The organism is Nocardia brasiliensis NBRC 14402 (genome assembly GCF_000308475.2).
In the GTDB taxonomy this organism is placed as follows: Bacteria; Actinomycetota; Actinomycetes; order Mycobacteriales; family Mycobacteriaceae; genus Nocardia; species Nocardia brasiliensis.
On sequence record NZ_BAFT02000041.1, the window covers coordinates 1 to 15,944 of the forward strand.

Genomic DNA, 15,944 nt, shown 5'->3' on the forward strand with positions numbered 1-15,944 from the left:
AGGCCGTGTGACCCGCAGCCATGTCGATCCGAAGCCCGGTAGTTCCAGGCCATGTGATCCACAGCCGTGCGATCCGAAGCCGGGTAGTTCTAGGCCGTGTGATCCGCCGCCATGTGATCCCAGACCCGGTAGCCCTGGCTCTTGTGATCCCAATCCGGGGGAGCCCGTGCCTGGTGATCCCAGGCCACCTGACATTCCGGCACCGCCGTCGGTGCGGCCGCCGGATGCCGTTGTCCCACCGCGGAATCCGGCGCGGGTGCCCGGTGCGCTTCCGCCGGAGCCTGCACCGCAGCCGTTGCCGCGTGAATTACCTTCTCCCGCATTGGCTCTCATGCCGCCGGCGATCGGTCCCGGTGCCGGGGTCCGGGCGAGTGGGCAGGGCTGTGATCCGCAGGCTCCGGTTCAGGTGGCGATCGGAGATGTGGCGGTGGGGAAGACAGTGGCTGGACCGGACGGGGCGTTCGAGGTGCCGTTGACCACCGGTGCCGTCGAGGTGGGCAGGCATGAGGTGACGGCGAAATGTGGACGGACGCTGACCGCTCCGCTGGACGTGGTGCTGGTCAGCAGCATCGGTTCCGGCACCGGAACCTTGACCGTGATCCTGTTCTTCCTCCTGTTCGGCGGTTGGTATTACGGCCATCGGCTGGTTTCGCATCTACCGGCGCGGAGGGGCGAATGAGCGGTCTGTACCGCGGCATCGGAGCTGTGCTCGGACCGATGCTGCTGCTGACGGTGCTGTGGGGGTCTGCGGCTCCGGCGACAGCGCGCCCGGACGGCGTCGACATGTCCGCCAATTTCGACGGACGCGATATCGCGGACACTTCCGTCGATGACCCGTTGCGGCTCGAGCCGGGCAGTACCGTCCGGGTCACGATCGAACTGTCCAACAAGACAGGAGCGCCGGTCGAGATCAGGCACGTGGATCTGGCCGGGCAGGTGCTCGGCCTGAGCTTCTTCTCCTATTCCACCGCTGTCGAATTGACCATCCCCCCGGGTGGTGCCGAATCACTGCGATATCGGCTCGAATTGCGCGGGCTGGAGGGGCAGGCGGTCGGGTTCCTCGGCGGCGAGCTCGCGGTGTACGGCGCGAACAGCGCGAAAGTGGCGGCCATCCCGTTGATCACCGATGTACGCGGGTCGCTGTGGTCGGTCTACGGATTGTTCGGGATCGCGCTCGCGATCCTCACCGCACTGGCGATCGCGGATGCGGCGCTGGCCGTTGCGCGCCATCGGCTTTCGGCCAATCGCTGGCAGCGCGGGCTGCGTTTGCTCGCTCCGGGGCTCGGGATCGGGCTGGTGTTCGCGTTCACCGCGTCGGTGGCCCGATGGTGGGTGCCGGACACCAGCCTGTGGCTGGCCTTCGCCGGTGTCACCGCCGCCGTCGCATTCCTGCTCGGCTACGCGTCACCGACGCCGGAACCGGACGAGGCGGCAGACGAGCCGGACGAGGCTGCGGAGGGGGAGGAGTTCGCGGAGGCCGACACGCAACGGTTCCCGCCCGAGAGGCCAGGGTCGTGACCGAGCAGGGGGAGCGGTTGCGGGAGGCGTTGCCCGCCTACGACATCGGTGCGGAACTCGGTCGGGGTGGGTGCGGAGTGGTCCTCGCGGGGACTCATCGCAGGCTGCGCAGACCGGTGGCGATCAAACAGATTCCGGCGCAGTTCGTGCACGACGAACGGGTCCGGCGCCGGTTCGTCGCGGAGGCCAGGGTGCTCGCCGCCATCGACCATCCGCATGTGGTGCGGGTTTTCGACTACCTGGAGCACGAGGAGCTGTGCCTGCTGGTGATGGAGTACCTGCCGGGCGGCACGGTGGGTGAGCGGTTCGCCACGGACGGTTACGATTTCGCCAGCGCCGTCGCGATCGCGCTGTCCTGCGCGGCCGGATTGACGGCCGCGCACCGGCATCGGGTGCTGCACCGCGACGTCAAACCGGCGAATCTGATGTTCGCGGCGGGCGGTGCGATCAAACTGACGGACTTCGGCATCGCCAAGATCGTCGGCGGTGACGAGACTTTGGTGACCAAAGCGGGCGACATCATCGGCACCCCTTCCTACATCGCCCCGGAACAGGCTCGCGGGCAACCACTCTCGCCTGCCACCGACGTGTACGCCCTGGCCACGATGCTCTATCAGCTCCTGTCGGGCGTGCTGCCGTTCCCGCCAGGCGAAGGACCACTCGCGATGCTGTTCGCGCACGCCTTCGACGAGCCGATCCCGCTCGGTGAAGTCGCGCCGAACGTGCCGGAACCCATTGCCGCCGTGGTGATGCGCGGTCTCGCCACCGACCCCGCCCAGCGTTTCGACACCGCCGAATCCTTCGGCATCGCCCTCGCCCGCCCGGCCGTGCACTGTTGGGGCCAGAATTGGCTCGCCCCCGTCGGCATCCCGGTAATCGGCGCCGACACCATAGTCGCCGCCGCGACCGGCAGCAGTCGCCCCCACCCACCCCATCCCTCCAGAACCCCACCCCCACCCGGCAGCGGCTCGGCACTCCCGCCTACGCCGGTGTCGGACGCGGAGACCGCGGCGCCGTCGAGCGCACCACCTCGGACTCCGCGCGGCACCGCCCCGCCTACTGTTCAGTGGTATCCGGCAGGGGCCGGAAGCTCGCAATCCGGTGCCGGATCGGGGCCGGTTGCTCCGCCCGTGCGTCGGGATCGACCTGCTGGGCCTAGGCTGGGAGCTGTTCCTGGGGGATCGCGTGTTGCTGGTGCTCCGGGCTTGCCACCGGCGGACGGGGTTCGGCCTGTGGGCGGGTATCCGGCGGGGGTGGGGCCTTTTGGTGGGCAGCGGGTTTCGGGGGCGGCGACGACCAGAGTGCGGCCACGGGGTGCGGCGCCGGCGCGTGGGGCGCGGTTGGTGGAGCTGGATCGGCGGGATCTGCGACCGATCCAGCAGGTGGTCACGCTCGCTTCGCCGCGGGTGCCGCTCGCGATCGGCTTGGCGCTCACGGTAGTGGCGGTGGTGCTGGGTCTGGTGGGGAGCGGGCCGTCGATCGGTGGGGATCTCACGCCCGGCGCCGTGCTGCTCGGCGGCGGTGATCCGGCCACGGGTCCGGTCGAGGTCGATCTGACGAAGCCGACTTCGTTGCAGGTCAACGATATTGACGCCGATTCGGCCGCCTTGAGGGTGACGTTGCTCGGGGTGCCGCTCGGCGGGGAGACCGTACCTATCGCGCCGGGTGATCGGAATGCCTCGCTTCCCGCGCCCGTCAACGAGCACGTCATGGCGGGCACACTGACCGGTGAGTTGGTGCTGCTGCGCAACGGCGCGGAAATCGCCGCGCAGCGCGTCGAACTCCGCACCATCCAACGCTCGACCACTACGGTGACCGCAGGGGGAGTTGTCCTGCTGGCACTTTTCGCGCTCGCTTACCTGGAATCCAACATGCGTCGTTTGCGCAGTGGCCGTGGCGGATTCGCCAATGCCCTCGGGCTGGCGGTCAGCGCCGCGCTGCTCGCGGTCGCGTTGCTCGGCGCGAGATGGGTCCTGCTCGCTGTGCCGCCGACCGTCTCCACCGCCGCAGGTTGCGCTGTTACGGCGGCTGCGGCAGGCGCTGCGGTGTCGGTTGCGGCTCGCCGAATCGGCAAGCGCCGCCGTTACCTTCGTCGCGCCCGCCGTCGGGCGTCGTGAAGTACAGCCGATCTCATGGGCGAGGCCAGCGCTCTACGACCTGGACCATCTGCTTGCCGAGATAGTCGAGGTATCGGCTGATCTCGGTCAATCGAGTACCGGCTCCCGTTGTCGCGCCGAGTATTTCGGCACCGCGGCGCGCCGTCTCGACCCGTACTTCGGCCGCGCGGGCCAGGTTGAGCGTGGTGCGGTACCAGGTTTCGTCGTCGATGCAGTAGCGGTCGCGGCGCCGCACGTCACGTTCCCGGCGAATGAGATCCCGCTGCTCCAGAGCGGCGACGGCGGTGGAAATGGACGCGGGGCTGACTTCGAGCCAGCGCGCCAGCTCGGCGGCGGTGAGACTGCCGGAATCGGTGAGGTGCAGGCAGGTCATCACGCGCGCCTGCATCCGCGGCATCCCGTCGTAGACGAACAACTCGGTGAACTGCGCCGCGAACTCCCGTACCGCCGCGCTGTCGATGGTGAATTCCGCTGCGGCCGAATCCGATTGCGCGGCCACCGGCGTTCTGCCGCGCCGAGCACGCACCGCGGTGGCCCGGTGTGCACGTTCGGCCCGATAGCGGCCGGGTCCGCCGTTGCGGTTCACTTCCCGGCTGATGGTCGAGGACGGTCGTTCGAGCCGGCGAGCGATCTGGGCGTAGCCGAGTCCAGCGGACAGCCCGTCCGCGATGCATTCCCGTTCGTGCAGGGTGAGCCTGCCTCCTGGCATGGTGCGGTTCTCCTTCGGTCGCAGTGGCGTGCATTCAGCGCCAACTCATTGCACGACTCGGCTGTTCAGGCACATTAGGCGGCAGGGTCATTGCATCACAGAAACCGATTTTACCTGCAAAGACTGTTAGTCGCCGTGCATTCTCCGTTGAGCATTATCTGAACGATATCTACGTTTCGTTCATCGTTGCTCCCCGCCCCAGAAGGAAATCGATGACCGAGCTGACCACCGTTTTCGCGATACCCACCGACCGTCCTGCGGGTTGCCCTTTCGATCCTCCCGCCGAGCTGGGCGCGCTTCGGGCCCGGAATCCGCTGACCCGCATGGTGTTTCCGGGTGGCCACCACGGTTGGCTGGCCACCGGATACGCCACCGTGCGCGCCATCCTGGCCGATCCGCGTTTCAGTGCGCGCGCGGAACTCACGCACTCCCCGAGCGTGGACCTCGGCCCGCTGCCACCGGCGCCGCCCGGCGACTTCCTCAACCTCGACGCCCCCGAGCACACCCGCTATCGAAAGCTGTTGGCCGGCAAGTTCACCGTGCGACGGATGCGACTGCTCACCGCGCACGTGGCGCAAGTCAGCGCCGAATACTTGGATGCCATGGAAACGAGCGGTGGCCCACTGGATCTGCTGACCGCGTTCGCGTATCCGATTCCGGCGCTGGTGATCTGCGAACTGCTCGGTGTGCCGGACGGCGACCGGCCTCGGTTCCAGCAGTTGGTGGCCGATCTCGTCACCAAGATGAACGATCCGAACATTCCGCTCGAGCAAGGATTGGCGGTTTTCGAGGAGGCGCGGCACTGCATGCGACGCTTGGTCGCCGACAAACGCAACGCACCCACCGACGATCTGCTCAGCGAGCTGACCGCCACCGACCTCGACGAGGACGAGCTCACCGGCGTCGCGGTGCTGCTACTGATCGGCGGATTCGACACCACCGCGAATATGCTGGCGCTCGGCACTTTCGCGCTCCTGCGCCATCCCGAGCAATCGGCCGCGTTGCGTGCCGACCCCGGCCTCGCCGATCGTGCGGTCGAAGAGTTGATGCGGTACCTGACCCTGGCGCACACACTCACCCGCTCGGCCCTGGCGGATGTCGAAGTCGACGGACAGATGATCAAAGCCGGTGAAACAGTCGCCCTTTCGGCGCACGCTGCCAACCGCGATCCGGCGCGCTTCCCCGACCCCGACACCCTCGATCTGCGGCGCAACGCCACCGGGCACCTTGGTTTCGGCCACGGCGTCCATCAGTGCCTCGGTCAGCAGCTGGCCCGAGTCGAACTCCGCACCGCCCTGCCCGCCCTGTTGTCGCGCTTCCCGACCCTGCGTCTCGCCGTCCCGCCGAACGAGGTCCCCCTGCGGCCCGCAGGTCTCGGCACCTATGGGGTCCAGCAACTCCCGGTGACCTGGTAGCGGGCTGGTCTGAGTTGGACGCATGATCACCAGGTAATGGTGGCGGCATCGCCCGAGTGCTCTCCGCCACCATTACCTGGTGATCAAGCGTCCATCTGGAATCGCCGCTGGACGCGGCGCGGGAAGCGCTCAGGAAGCCGGGCGGTCGTCGGGGCGGTAGGTGAGGACGCGGTCGCTGATGCGGACGCTCCAGCCGGGGCGAAGTTCGGTGGGGGAGGTGGTGATTCGGGTCCACTGGTCGGTGCCGGGTGGAGCGATGAAGGTGCCGGAGGTGGCGGTGGCGTCGCGGACGAAGACCTTGCCGTCGTCGATGGAGACGTAGGCGTGCACCCGCGAGACGTGACGGTCACGCTGGATCACGATCGGTGCGGCGGTGGCGGCCCGCACCGCGTCGTCCGCCTGGGGACCGCGCCCGATCACGTAGGGACGATCGAGCGGATACGCGGTGCCGTTCTCCAGGATCAGCGCGCCGACCGCCCGATCCAGCACCGGTCGCATCACTCGCAGTCCACGGTTCTCCGAAGGACGATGCAGCGCAACAGGTTCCGGCCATCCGCCCGGCTGACGCGCCTGCGACCAGGCCAGCGGCCGATCCGCCGCAGCCTTGCTCCCGATCGGTGGACGCGGGCGTGGAAGTGGGCGTCCCGGGCGTCGCGGATACGCGGCCGAACCGCCTTGTGCCGCTGCGGAAGTGCCTGGTGCTGCGCCCAACGCGCCGGGTGTCGCGCCCGAGGCGCCTTGTGCCGCTGCGGAAGTGCCGGGTGCTGCGCCCGACGCGCCGTGTACCGCGCCCGAGGCGCCTTGTGCCGCTGCGGAAGCGCCGGGTGTCGCGCCCGACGCGCTTGGTGCTGCGCCCGACGCGCCGGGTGTCGCGTCCGAGGCGCCTCGTGCCGCGCCCGACGCGCCTGGTGTCGCGGCCGAAACACGTTGCGCCGCTGCCGAAGCGTCAGGTGCCGCTGCGGAAGCGCCTGGCCTCGCGCTCGACCGACCAGCTGTTTTGGACGGTGCGTCCGAGCCCGGCGAAACACTCTGCGTCCCAGCGATGTTCGATGACGAGCCCACCCGCGGTCGATCGGCTTTCGCCGGGGACGCCTCGGCACTCACGTTTGTAGATGAGCGCGTGCCGGAAGACGGCGCGACCGCATCGGATTCGCCGGTCGGCTCCGGCGTCGCCCCGAAACCCGAAGCGGCCGTGGCCTCGAGCTCGTCTGTGGAAATGGTGGGCCGTGCCCCGGCTGAGCCTCTCGCGCTGGGGTTCCCCGCCTTCTTCGTCGACGAGGCCGACTGTCGCTTCGCAACAGCTGTCCCTGTCGACCCGGCCCCAGCTGCCTCCGTGCTGGAGTCCGAGGCGGCCGCGAAGCCTGCGGCGGCCGTGGGGTCGAGTGGGATGTCCGCCGAATTGCCTTCTGCCGCAGCTGGTTGCTTCGAAGACCCGCCCTGAACTGAGGCGGCGCGAGGGTGGTTCCCAGCAGCGCCTGTTGCCGAAGCCGCGGTGATACCCGCAGCTGCGGTCGGCTCCGGCTCGACCATCGGGGTGCGACGGCCCGCACCTTTCGCCGACGAACGTTCCGTCCCCACCGGGTTAGAGCGTTGGGCCGACGAGCCGGACGCACCGTTCACGGTCGCAGTGGCGGTGTGCAGTTGTTGCGCGGCTGGGTCTGCCGCTGTGGCGGTGATACCCGCGGTCGACTCCGGCTCGACCGCCGACGTGCCATTACTTGCACTCTTCGATGCGGAACTGGCCGACGAACGTCCTGTGGCTCCCGCGTTAGAGCGTTGGGCCGACGAGCCGGACGCACCGTCAGCGGTCGCGGTGTGCAGTTGTTGCGCGTGGGCGACACCAGGGGCGACAGTGTGTTCGCGCGCGCTGTTCGACGAGACGGCGCGAGATCGGTTCGCGTTGGCGCGGGTGTCGGAGGCACCCGCGGTGGTCGGGTGGCCGTGTTCGTCGGTCGGCGTGGCGGCGCGCGGATGGTTTGTGCTGGCGTGGGCGTGGGGCACGGCTGAGGCGGCGGTGTGTTCTGGTTGGCTGGTCGATGAGGCGGGGCGGGTGCGAGCGCGGTGGGCGGTGAGGTCTACGGCGGGGGGTGGGGTTTCGGCGGGACGGCGCGGCGTTTTGGTGGCGCGGCGGAGTGCGGCATTCAGGACGAAACCACCGCCGGGGGCGATGCCGGCGCGGAGGTCGGTGCGGGGCAATGCTTTCAGGGGGGCGGTGCCGGCTGCGCCGATGGTGATGCGGCGGAATGGTTCGCGGACGATCTCGTCGACCCAGGTGAAGGCGCGGGTGCCGTCGAGGCGCCGGGTGCCTTCAGCGCCGTTGATCTCGGCGAACACCGGTCCACGCAGCAGGATGAGGGTGCCGTCGTCGGCGGGCGCGACCACGCCGAAGTGTTGCGGTTCGGCGGTGCCGGCGAAAACCACGGCCGCGAGACGTTGGGCCAGGGCCGCGCCGGGACGGTCGAACTCGGCGACCGCCTCGATCGTGCCGAGAATTCGCTCGGTGGAAACGGTTTCACCCGACAGATAGACGACAATGCCACCGAAGCGCGCGACCAGGCCGTTGCCCGGCGCGATACCCACGGTGGACGGTTTGCTGCGCACCCGCGCCCTCCTTCCCGGCGCACTACCGACTTTCGAAGCCAGCATAGAGCGTGAACCTGAGGCAAACCGGTGCCTTGAACCGTGCGGGACCACCGCACTCCCGCCGTCCCACCCCACCCCGGATTGATCTTCCCCGGCCGAATTCGACACCCCCGGTACACATCTGACCCCCACCCGCGCAACCGCCCGACCAGCGACAACCCGATCATCCACGCTATTCACCCGCCCACTCCACTGTGGCCACCATCTCCTCCGCAACCAACCCGCCCCCTTCCCGAACACGCCAACTGCCGCACATGGGCGGCCTGCGCGACACCGATCAATGCACCCGAGCGCACACAGCACTTCTCGGTCACGGCGACGAGGCGCTCGACGACTTCGCCTACCGTGACCGGGCTCGCGGCGTCGCCCACGAGACTGCCCAGCTTCCCCGGATCGCCACGACGATCGCGAAGACCGCAATTCCGTAGCACTGCTGGTCGAGGGGGAGCTCCACGACGCGGATGCGGCGTCAGACCCGCCATGACTGTGCACGCGGTGGGTACAGCGCCGCGGCGTTCGAAGCGACCGCGGCGACCGGATCGGGCCCGGCGGTGGCGGATCCCCGGCGATGCTTCAGTGGCAGATGTTGCCGAAGGGTCCGGACCCGAAGACCGGCGCGGTCAGTTCTGGAATTCGTCGGCGTGCTCCTGCAACCACGTGGTGAAGGTGCGGGCAGGCCGGCCGGTGAGGGTGGTGACGGTGTCGGTGAGTGGGATCGGGACGCCGTCGTGGCTACGCCAGTGCTCGAGCAGGCCGTCGGCGACGAAACCGGGCATATGGGGTGCCATCTGTTCCTTCCATTCCCCGGGGGTGACTTCGGCGATCGGGACGGGGCGGCCGATGACCGAGGCGACGCGGTCGAGTTGTGCGCGGAAGGTCAGCGCTTCGGGACCGGTCAGACTGTGTTGGCCGCCACGGTGTTTCGGCGCGGTGAGCACCGCGTGGGCGCAGGCGGCGATATCGCGTTCGTGGATCGGCTCGGCGTAGGCGTTCGGGTAGGGGAGGCTGACGGGCTGTCCGGCCTTGATCGGTCCGGCCCAGAATCGCGCATTGCCCGCGAACGTGCCGGGGCGCAGCACGGTGACGGTCATCGGTGCGTCGGCGAGTCCGATCTCGGTGTCCAGGTGTGCTTTTCCGATCGGGTTGTTCGCCGCGTCGGGACTCAGTACCGAGGCCGATGAGAGCAGCACGATGTGCTCGACGCCGGCTTCGGTTGCGGCGGCGACGAATTCGGTGATCGCCGCGGGCTCGGCGTAGAGGAACACGGCGTCGACGCCGGACAGTGCGGCTGGAAACGTGCTCGGGTCGGTCAGGTCGCAGGCGAGGGCGGGGACATCGGCGGGCAACTCCAATTCTTCGGGTCGCCGCGAGCCGACACGGACGGAATGGCCGTCGGTGCGCAGCAGATCCAGCAGATGGGTGCCGACCGCGCCGCGGCCGCCGGTGATGAGAAACATGGGAAGTCCTTGGTGAGTAGCGCTCGCCGATCGGCGCGACGGCGGATCCGAGCGAAACGGCGGACGAACGTTGTTCGTTCGAGCGAAACGATACGAGACGAACGGCGTTCGTGTCAAACACTGTTCGTGATGCCGTATGCTCGCCCTATGAGCGAAGCGCCTGTGAGCCGTCGAGCGCGCCCGGCCAAGGCGCCGCTGAGCCGTGAGGTGATCATCGAGACCGGACTGCGCATCCTGGACCAGGACGGCCTCGCCGCCCTGACCATGCGCCGGGTCGCCCAGGATCTCGACACCGGCGCGGCTTCGCTGTACGTCTACGTCGCCAATCGCGACGACCTGATGGCGGCCATGCTCGATCACGTGCTCGGCATGATCGAGCAACCGGTCGGCGGCACCTGGCGCGAACGGCTCGTAACGCTGGTGCAATCGGCGATCGCGGTGATGAGCAGGCACGAGGGGGTGGCGCTGGTCGCGCTCGGCTCGATCCCCACCGGCGAGAACGCATTGGTGCTGGTCGATCGGATGCTCGCGCTGCTCGCCGAGGGCGGGTTGACCGAGCAGACCAACTCCTGGGCCGTGGACCTGCTGTTCCTCTACATCACCGCGGCCGCCGCCGAGCAGAGCGCCTACAACACCAAGGGCATGCGCGCCGAGCAGCACATCGCGGAGGTCACCGCGCGCTATGCCGCGCTCCCCGCCGACCGCTATCCGATGGTCGTGTCGATGCGCGAATCGTTGACCTCCGGCGACGGTGACGCCCGCGCGCAGTGGGCACTTCGGGTGCTCATCGACGGCATTCTCGGCACACCGGTCACCTGGACCCGATAATGGGTGCGTGTCTGTGATCCGTCCGGCGACCGAGGATGACCTGCCTGCCCTTCAGCAAATCGAGATCGCGGCGGGAAAACCGTTCGCCGAAATCGGGATGACCGCTGTCGCGGAGGACGACCCGCCCGCACTGGAGATACTGCGCGAGGCCCAGCAGGCCGGGCGCGTCTGGGTGTGGACCGACGGCGCCGACCCGCCGATCGGCTATCTGATGGCCGAGCTGGTCGACGGCGACGTGCACATCGACCAGGTCTCGGTGCACCCCGACCATCGCGGCAGGCGGATCGGCAAACAGTTGATCGACCACGCCGTCCGCTGGGCGAAAGCCCGTGGGACGCAGGCGATGACGCTCACCACGTTCACCGAGGTGGCCTGGAACGGGCCGTACTACGAGCGGATCGGGTTCCGCTACCTGCCCGACGAGGAGCAGACGCCCGGCCTGCACGCGATCCGCGACGCGGAAGCCGCGCACGGCCTGGACGACTGGCCCCGGGCCTGCATGCGCGCGGACCTCGACGCTTGGTCGTTCGACGAAACCACCTCGGGCAGTTGAGCTGTCGCTGACCTGCGGTCTTCGTGGGTGAATCGGCGGATCGGCCAGGCCGGGGGCGGGTGGACGCGCCCGGCGTGCATAGCCGACCATGGGGTCATGTCGCTCAGCATGCAAGAAGCCGATCTGTTCGAGGGCTATCGGGGCCGCCTGGAGGCGATCGCCTACCGGCTCCTCGGGTCGGCCGGCGATGCCGAGGACGCGGTGCAGGACGTGTACCTGCGCTGGCACGCGGCGGACCGGACGCTGATCGAGACGCCCGTGGCCTGGTTGACGAAGGTGCTCACCAACATCTGCCTGAACCAGCTGACCTCGGCCCGGGCGCGCCGGGAAACCTATGTGGGACAGTGGCTTCCGGAACCCGTGCTGGCCGGTGACCGGATCCTGGGTCCGGCCGACACCGCCGAGCAGCGCGAATCCGTCTCGATGGCGATGCTCACCCTGATGGAGCGGCTCTCGCCCAACGAGCGGGTCGTGTACGTGCTGCGCGAGGCCTTCGGGTACTCCCATCGCGAGATCGCCGAGCTGCTCGACCTCACCGAAGCGAACTGTCAGCAGATCTATCGACGTGCCAAACAGCATCTGAGCGATGAGCGAGCCCGCGCCGAGATCGATGCGGTCGCGGCACGCAAGGTCGTCGAGGAATTTCTCGCCGCCGCGCTCAGCGGCGACACCGACTCGCTGATCCGGCTGCTCACCGACGACGCGGTCAGCGTGGCCGACGGTGGTGGCCGGGTGCATGCCAGGAAGACCCCGGTGCTGGGTGCGCTCCAGATCGCGCGCTACCTGCGTGGACTGTTCCGGCGGACCGAGGGCAAGCGCGAGATGATCGGCGGCATCCCGGCCTTCTATGCCGTCGTCGCCAATGGTGCGCCCGCCCTGCTCGTGGAGGTCGACGCGCAGGTGATCGGTGTTTTCTGCCTCGATGCGACCCCCGAGGGCGTTGCCCGAATCCACATCCAGGTCAACCCCGAGAAGCTGACCCACCTGACGCGGCAGTGGACGGCGAGCGAACAGCCGCAGCCGCTCGACTGGACGTGGTGACGCAGCTCTCATTCGCTACCTGTCAGGAATTGTGCGGCTGTCCGGTTCAGGAGGTGAGCACAACCCAGATAGGAGCGAGCCATGAAGCATCGCATTGTCGTCCTCGGCGCCGGATACGCCGGAGCCAACACCGCCGGCCGCCTCGCCAAGCGGCTGCACGGTGACGACGTCGAGATCACCTTGGTCAACGCCGACACCGAATTCGTCGAGCGGATCCGCTTGCACCAGCTCGCGAGCGGACAGGACCTGCCGTCGCGTCCGCTGCGCGCGGTCTTCGCGGGCACCGGTGTGCAGGTTCGGACCGCCTGGGTGACCGCGGTGGACGTCGACCGCAAGACCGTCGACCTGGTCGGCGAGCACGGTGACGACACGCTCGGCTACGACACCCTCGTGTACGCGCTGGGGAGTACCACCACCGATCACGGGATTCCCGGGGTCGCCGAGCACGCTTACGACATCGCGGGGAAGCAGGCCGCCTCGCGGCTGCGGGCACGGTTGGCCGAGCTGGCGCCCGGTGCGCCGGTGGTGATCGTCGGCGGAGGCCTGACCGGTATCGAAGCGGCCACCGAGATCGCGGAGGCGTATCCCGAACTGGCCGTGGCGATCGCGGCCCGTGGCGGTGTCGGCGACTGGCTCAGCGAGAAGGCGCAGCGGCACCTGGGTCGCGTGTTCGACCGGCTCGGCATCACCGTGCACGAAAACGCCGACGTCGCGCGTGTCGAAGCGAACGCCGTGAGCACCGCCGCCGGGGAACTTCCGGCCGAAGTGACCGTGTGGACCGCCGGTTTCACCGTGCACCCGATCGCGGCCGCCACCACTCTGCAGGTCTCCGATACCGGGCGGATCGTCGTAGATGCCAGTATGCGCTCGGTTTCGCACCCCGACGTGTACGCGGTCGGTGACGCCGCGATCGCCGCCGGAGTGGGCGGCAAACCGCTGCGGATGGCTTGCGCCACAGCCACTCCCATGGCGTGGCTGGCGGCCGACGTCCTTGCCGCGCGGCTGACCGGACGCAAGGTGCCGGAGACCACGATCGGGTACGCGCTGCAGTGCGTCAGCCTCGGTCGCCGCGACGCGATCGTCCAACGGGTGACACCCGCCGACGAGGTCACCTCCACCGTCCTCACCGGCCGGATCGGCGCCCGCATCAAGGAGTTGATCTGCGCGAGCACCGCCTGGAGCATCTCGCACCCGACGATGATGATGCCCACCCGCCGTCGGCACATCGTCGGTGAGGTGGAGAGCCCCGTCCACACCGTGTGAGCCGAAACTGGTTGGGAGAGCGGATATCCAGACGCCGCAGCCGACGAGGTGTCCTTGTCGGCTGCGGCGTTCCCGTCAGTGGTCGTGTCCGGGGTTCCGTCAGTGGCCGTGTCTGGTGTTCTCACTGGTGGCCGTGTCCGGGTTCGCGGCTGGTAGTCGTGTCTGGTGTTCTCGCTGGTGGCGGTGTCCGGTGTCGCGGCTGGTGATCGCGCCCGGTGTTCTCGCTGGTGGCCGTGTCCGGTGTCGCGGCTGGTAGTCGTGTCTGGTGTTCTCGCGGGTGGCCGTGTCTGGCGTTCCCGGCGGTGGCCGTGTCCGGTGTCGCGGCTGGTGATCGCGCCCGATGTTCTCGCTGGTGGCTGTGTCCGGTGTCGCCGCTGGTGATCGCGCCCGGAGCCCATGCCCGGAGCCCGCGTCTCGTAGTGGCTTCCGCCCGCGACTGCCGAGTCGGTTCGCTCCCGAGCGGCACAGGGGTGGCTCCCGCACGGGTTCTGTGTTCGCGCACGCGCTGTGGCCTGCCATAGCGCGTGCGCGAACGCAGAAGGGGTGCGCGACCTGGGCGGGCGCGGGATCCCCGGCCGGGGAAGCACCGTCGCGTGTAACCCGCGGACTGTCAGGTGGCGGGGGCCAGGGCCGCGACGGCGGCGGGGGTGGCGGCTGTGCGGTCGGCGGGTACTAGGCCTATGCGGGTGCGGCGGTCCAGCAGGTCGTCGGGGGTGAGAGCACCCTCGTGGGTGACCGCGAAGGCGAATTCGGCGGCGGTGACGTCGATGCCGGGGGCGACCGGGTCGGCGAGGGCCGGGTTGGACTGTGCGGCAGCGAGAATGGTTGCGGCCTCGCTGCCGTAGCGGTCGATCAGGGTGGGCGGTGCGTCGATGCGATCGCGTTCCGCGCCGGATACAGCGCCCACCAACGGAAGTCGGCGGGTGCGGCAGGGGCCGGCGGTCAGCGCGGCGTGCGAAACCGCGGCGTCGACGGCGTCCTCGGCCATGCGGCGGTAGGTGGTCAGCTTGCCGCCGACGATGGTGACGACACCGGTCGGCGAGGTCAGTACCGCGTGCTTGCGGGAAATGTCGGCGGTGCTGTCGTCGGCGGTTTTCAGCAGCGGGCGCAGGCCGGCGTAGCTGCCGCGGATATCCGCCCGCGTCAACGGTTCCCGGAGCGCGGTGTTGATCGTGTCGAGCAGGAAGTCGATCTCGGCCTCGGTGGGTTTCGGTTCGTCGGGCACCGGGCCGGGCGCGTCCTCATCGGTCAGGCCGAGGTACACCCGGCCGTGCGCGGCGGGGAAGGCGAAGACGAATCGGCTGGTACTGCCGGGCACCGGCACGGTCAGCGACGCGGTGAGGCCACCGAATGCGGCGGCGTCGAACACCAGATGCGTGCCGCGGCTGGGGCGAAGCTCGATACTCGGGTCGACCTCGTCGGCCCAGACGCCGGTCGCGTTCACCACCGCGCGGGCCCGGACGGTCAGGCTCTCACCGCTGAGGGTGTCCCGCAGAGTCGCCGAATTACCGGTCACATCAAGGGCTTCCACGCGCGTCAGCACGCTCGCACCCTGCGCGGCCGCGGTGCGCGCCAGCGCGACCACCAGGCGGGCGTCGTCGACGAGCTGTCCGTCCCAGGCTTGTAGACCGCCGCGCAAGCCCGCGCGCCGGACCGTCGGCGCGAGCCGCAGCGCCTCGGCCGCCGCGACCCGGCGGGACCGGGGCAGGATCGCCGCGGGGGTGCCCGCGCCGCGACGCAACAGATCGCCCGCCACGAAACCGGCTCGGACGAGCGCGCTCTGCGCCGCGCCGATGCCGGGCAGCAGTGGGACGAGCTGGGGGAGCGGTCGCACGAGATGTGGTGCGGTGGTGCGGATCAGGATGCCGCGCTCGACGGCGCTCTCGTGTGCGATGCCGACCTGACCGCTGGCGAGGTAACGCAACCCGCCGTGCACGAGCTTGGAGCTCCAGCGGCTGGTGCCGAACGCGAGATCGTGTCGCTCGACCAGCACCGTGCGCAGTCCGCGCGCGGCCGCATCCAGCGCCGCGCCTGCGCCCGTGACCCCGCCGCCGATGATCAGCAGATCGATCTGCTGATCATCGCCGAGCTGTCGCAGTTCGCGGGCGCGCCGCTCCGCGTTGAGCGCCGAATCTCCGGTGACCACCGAATTCCTGGTCATCGCACTACCTTTCCGATATCGATGGCATCGCCTGCGCGCCGCCCAGCAGTCGTCTGCGGCAGCCCTGAACCGAGTAGGGACCCCCCGAACCGCGCGGGGCGGCAACCTGAACCGCGCGGGGAACAACCCGAACCGAGCGTGGGGCATGACCCGAACCTCGTGGGGGCAACGGAACCGCGAGGGCGTAACCCGAACCGGGTGGGGCACCACCTGAACTGCGTCGGGGGAGCAACCTTGAA

The 15,944-nt window shown here is 69.2% G+C and carries 15 protein-coding genes; 10 read left to right on the forward strand and 5 right to left on the reverse strand.

Annotated elements, in window-relative coordinates:
* Positions 1–89: 89 nt before the first annotated feature.
* Positions 90–323: a hypothetical protein gene (locus TY25_RS13025; RefSeq protein ID WP_042256203.1), complete on the reverse strand. Its 234-nt coding sequence runs from the start codon at positions 321–323 to the stop codon at positions 90–92.
* Positions 324–427: 104 nt separating this feature from the next.
* On the opposite strand from TY25_RS13025, the gene TY25_RS13030 reads away from it, so the two are divergent.
* Genes TY25_RS13030 through TY25_RS42600 form a run of 3 tightly spaced genes read left to right on the forward strand, consistent with a single transcriptional unit; the run spans position 428 to position 3,635 of the window.
* Positions 428–679, forward strand: a complete 252-nt coding sequence (locus TY25_RS13030; RefSeq protein WP_146154056.1) for a hypothetical protein — start codon at positions 428–430, stop codon at positions 677–679.
* Positions 676–1,518, forward strand: coding sequence for a hypothetical protein (locus TY25_RS13035; RefSeq protein ID WP_052382951.1), 843 nt, complete (start codon positions 676–678; stop codon positions 1,516–1,518). Before TY25_RS13030 ends, TY25_RS13035 begins: the two co-directional genes overlap by 4 nt.
* Complete coding sequence (locus TY25_RS42600) at positions 1,515–3,635, forward strand: serine/threonine-protein kinase (protein WP_042256205.1); 2,121 nt, start codon at positions 1,515–1,517, stop codon at positions 3,633–3,635. The genes TY25_RS13035 and TY25_RS42600 overlap by 4 nt, the downstream gene beginning before the upstream one ends.
* Before the next feature lie 13 nt (positions 3,636–3,648).
* Here TY25_RS42600 and TY25_RS13045 read toward each other — a convergent pair whose 3' ends face one another.
* Positions 3,649–4,344, reverse strand: a complete 696-nt coding sequence (locus TY25_RS13045; protein WP_042256206.1) for a MarR family transcriptional regulator — start codon at positions 4,342–4,344, stop codon at positions 3,649–3,651.
* 212 nt (positions 4,345–4,556) lie between these two features.
* Here TY25_RS13045 and TY25_RS13050 point away from each other — a divergent pair, with 212 nt between their 5' ends.
* Positions 4,557–5,759, forward strand: a complete 1,203-nt coding sequence (locus TY25_RS13050; protein WP_042256207.1) for a cytochrome P450 — start codon at positions 4,557–4,559, stop codon at positions 5,757–5,759.
* A gap of 129 nt (positions 5,760–5,888) precedes the next feature.
* On the opposite strand, the gene TY25_RS42605 is transcribed toward TY25_RS13050, so the two are convergent.
* Positions 5,889–6,257 (reverse strand): FHA domain-containing protein, encoded by a 369-nt coding sequence (locus tag TY25_RS42605; protein ID WP_042256208.1) that lies wholly within the window; start codon positions 6,255–6,257, stop codon positions 5,889–5,891.
* 1,563 nt (positions 6,258–7,820) lie between these two features.
* On the opposite strand from TY25_RS42605, the gene TY25_RS13065 reads away from it, so the two are divergent.
* Both TY25_RS13065 and TY25_RS42610 read left to right on the forward strand, forming a co-directional pair.
* Entirely contained in the window at positions 7,821–8,414 is a 594-nt protein-coding gene (locus TY25_RS13065) for a hypothetical protein (RefSeq protein WP_042256210.1), read from the forward strand.
* A 242-nt stretch (positions 8,415–8,656) separates the two neighbouring features.
* Positions 8,657–8,830, forward strand: coding sequence for a hypothetical protein (locus tag TY25_RS42610; RefSeq protein ID WP_156055087.1), 174 nt, complete (start codon positions 8,657–8,659; stop codon positions 8,828–8,830).
* Between the two features lie 192 nt (positions 8,831–9,022).
* On the opposite strand, the gene TY25_RS13070 is transcribed toward TY25_RS42610, so the two are convergent.
* Entirely contained in the window at positions 9,023–9,859 is an 837-nt protein-coding gene (locus TY25_RS13070; RefSeq protein ID WP_042256211.1) for an SDR family oxidoreductase, read from the reverse strand.
* Positions 9,860–10,006: 147 nt separating this feature from the next.
* Between TY25_RS13070 and TY25_RS13075 the strand changes: the two genes are divergently transcribed.
* From TY25_RS13075 to TY25_RS13090, 4 genes are all read left to right on the forward strand, one after another.
* Positions 10,007–10,687, forward strand: coding sequence for a TetR/AcrR family transcriptional regulator (locus tag TY25_RS13075; RefSeq protein ID WP_042256212.1), 681 nt, complete (start codon positions 10,007–10,009; stop codon positions 10,685–10,687).
* A gap of 7 nt (positions 10,688–10,694) precedes the next feature.
* A complete protein-coding gene (locus tag TY25_RS13080) occupies positions 10,695–11,240 on the forward strand; it encodes a GNAT family N-acetyltransferase (protein ID WP_226887033.1) in 546 nt (181 codons plus the stop codon).
* Positions 11,241–11,336: 96 nt separating this feature from the next.
* On the forward strand, positions 11,337–12,281 hold the full coding sequence (locus TY25_RS13085; protein ID WP_042256213.1) for an RNA polymerase sigma-70 factor: 945 nt from the start codon (positions 11,337–11,339) through the stop codon (positions 12,279–12,281).
* 81 nt (positions 12,282–12,362) lie between these two features.
* The gene (locus tag TY25_RS13090; protein ID WP_042256214.1) at positions 12,363–13,544 is read left to right on the forward strand and encodes an NAD(P)/FAD-dependent oxidoreductase; all 1,182 of its coding nucleotides are present in this window, start codon (positions 12,363–12,365) and stop codon (positions 13,542–13,544) included.
* A 610-nt stretch (positions 13,545–14,154) separates the two neighbouring features.
* On the opposite strand, the gene TY25_RS13095 is transcribed toward TY25_RS13090, so the two are convergent.
* Positions 14,155–15,705: a glycerol-3-phosphate dehydrogenase/oxidase gene (locus TY25_RS13095; protein WP_042256215.1), complete on the reverse strand. Its 1,551-nt coding sequence runs from the start codon at positions 15,703–15,705 to the stop codon at positions 14,155–14,157.
* Positions 15,706–15,944 lie beyond the last annotated feature (239 nt).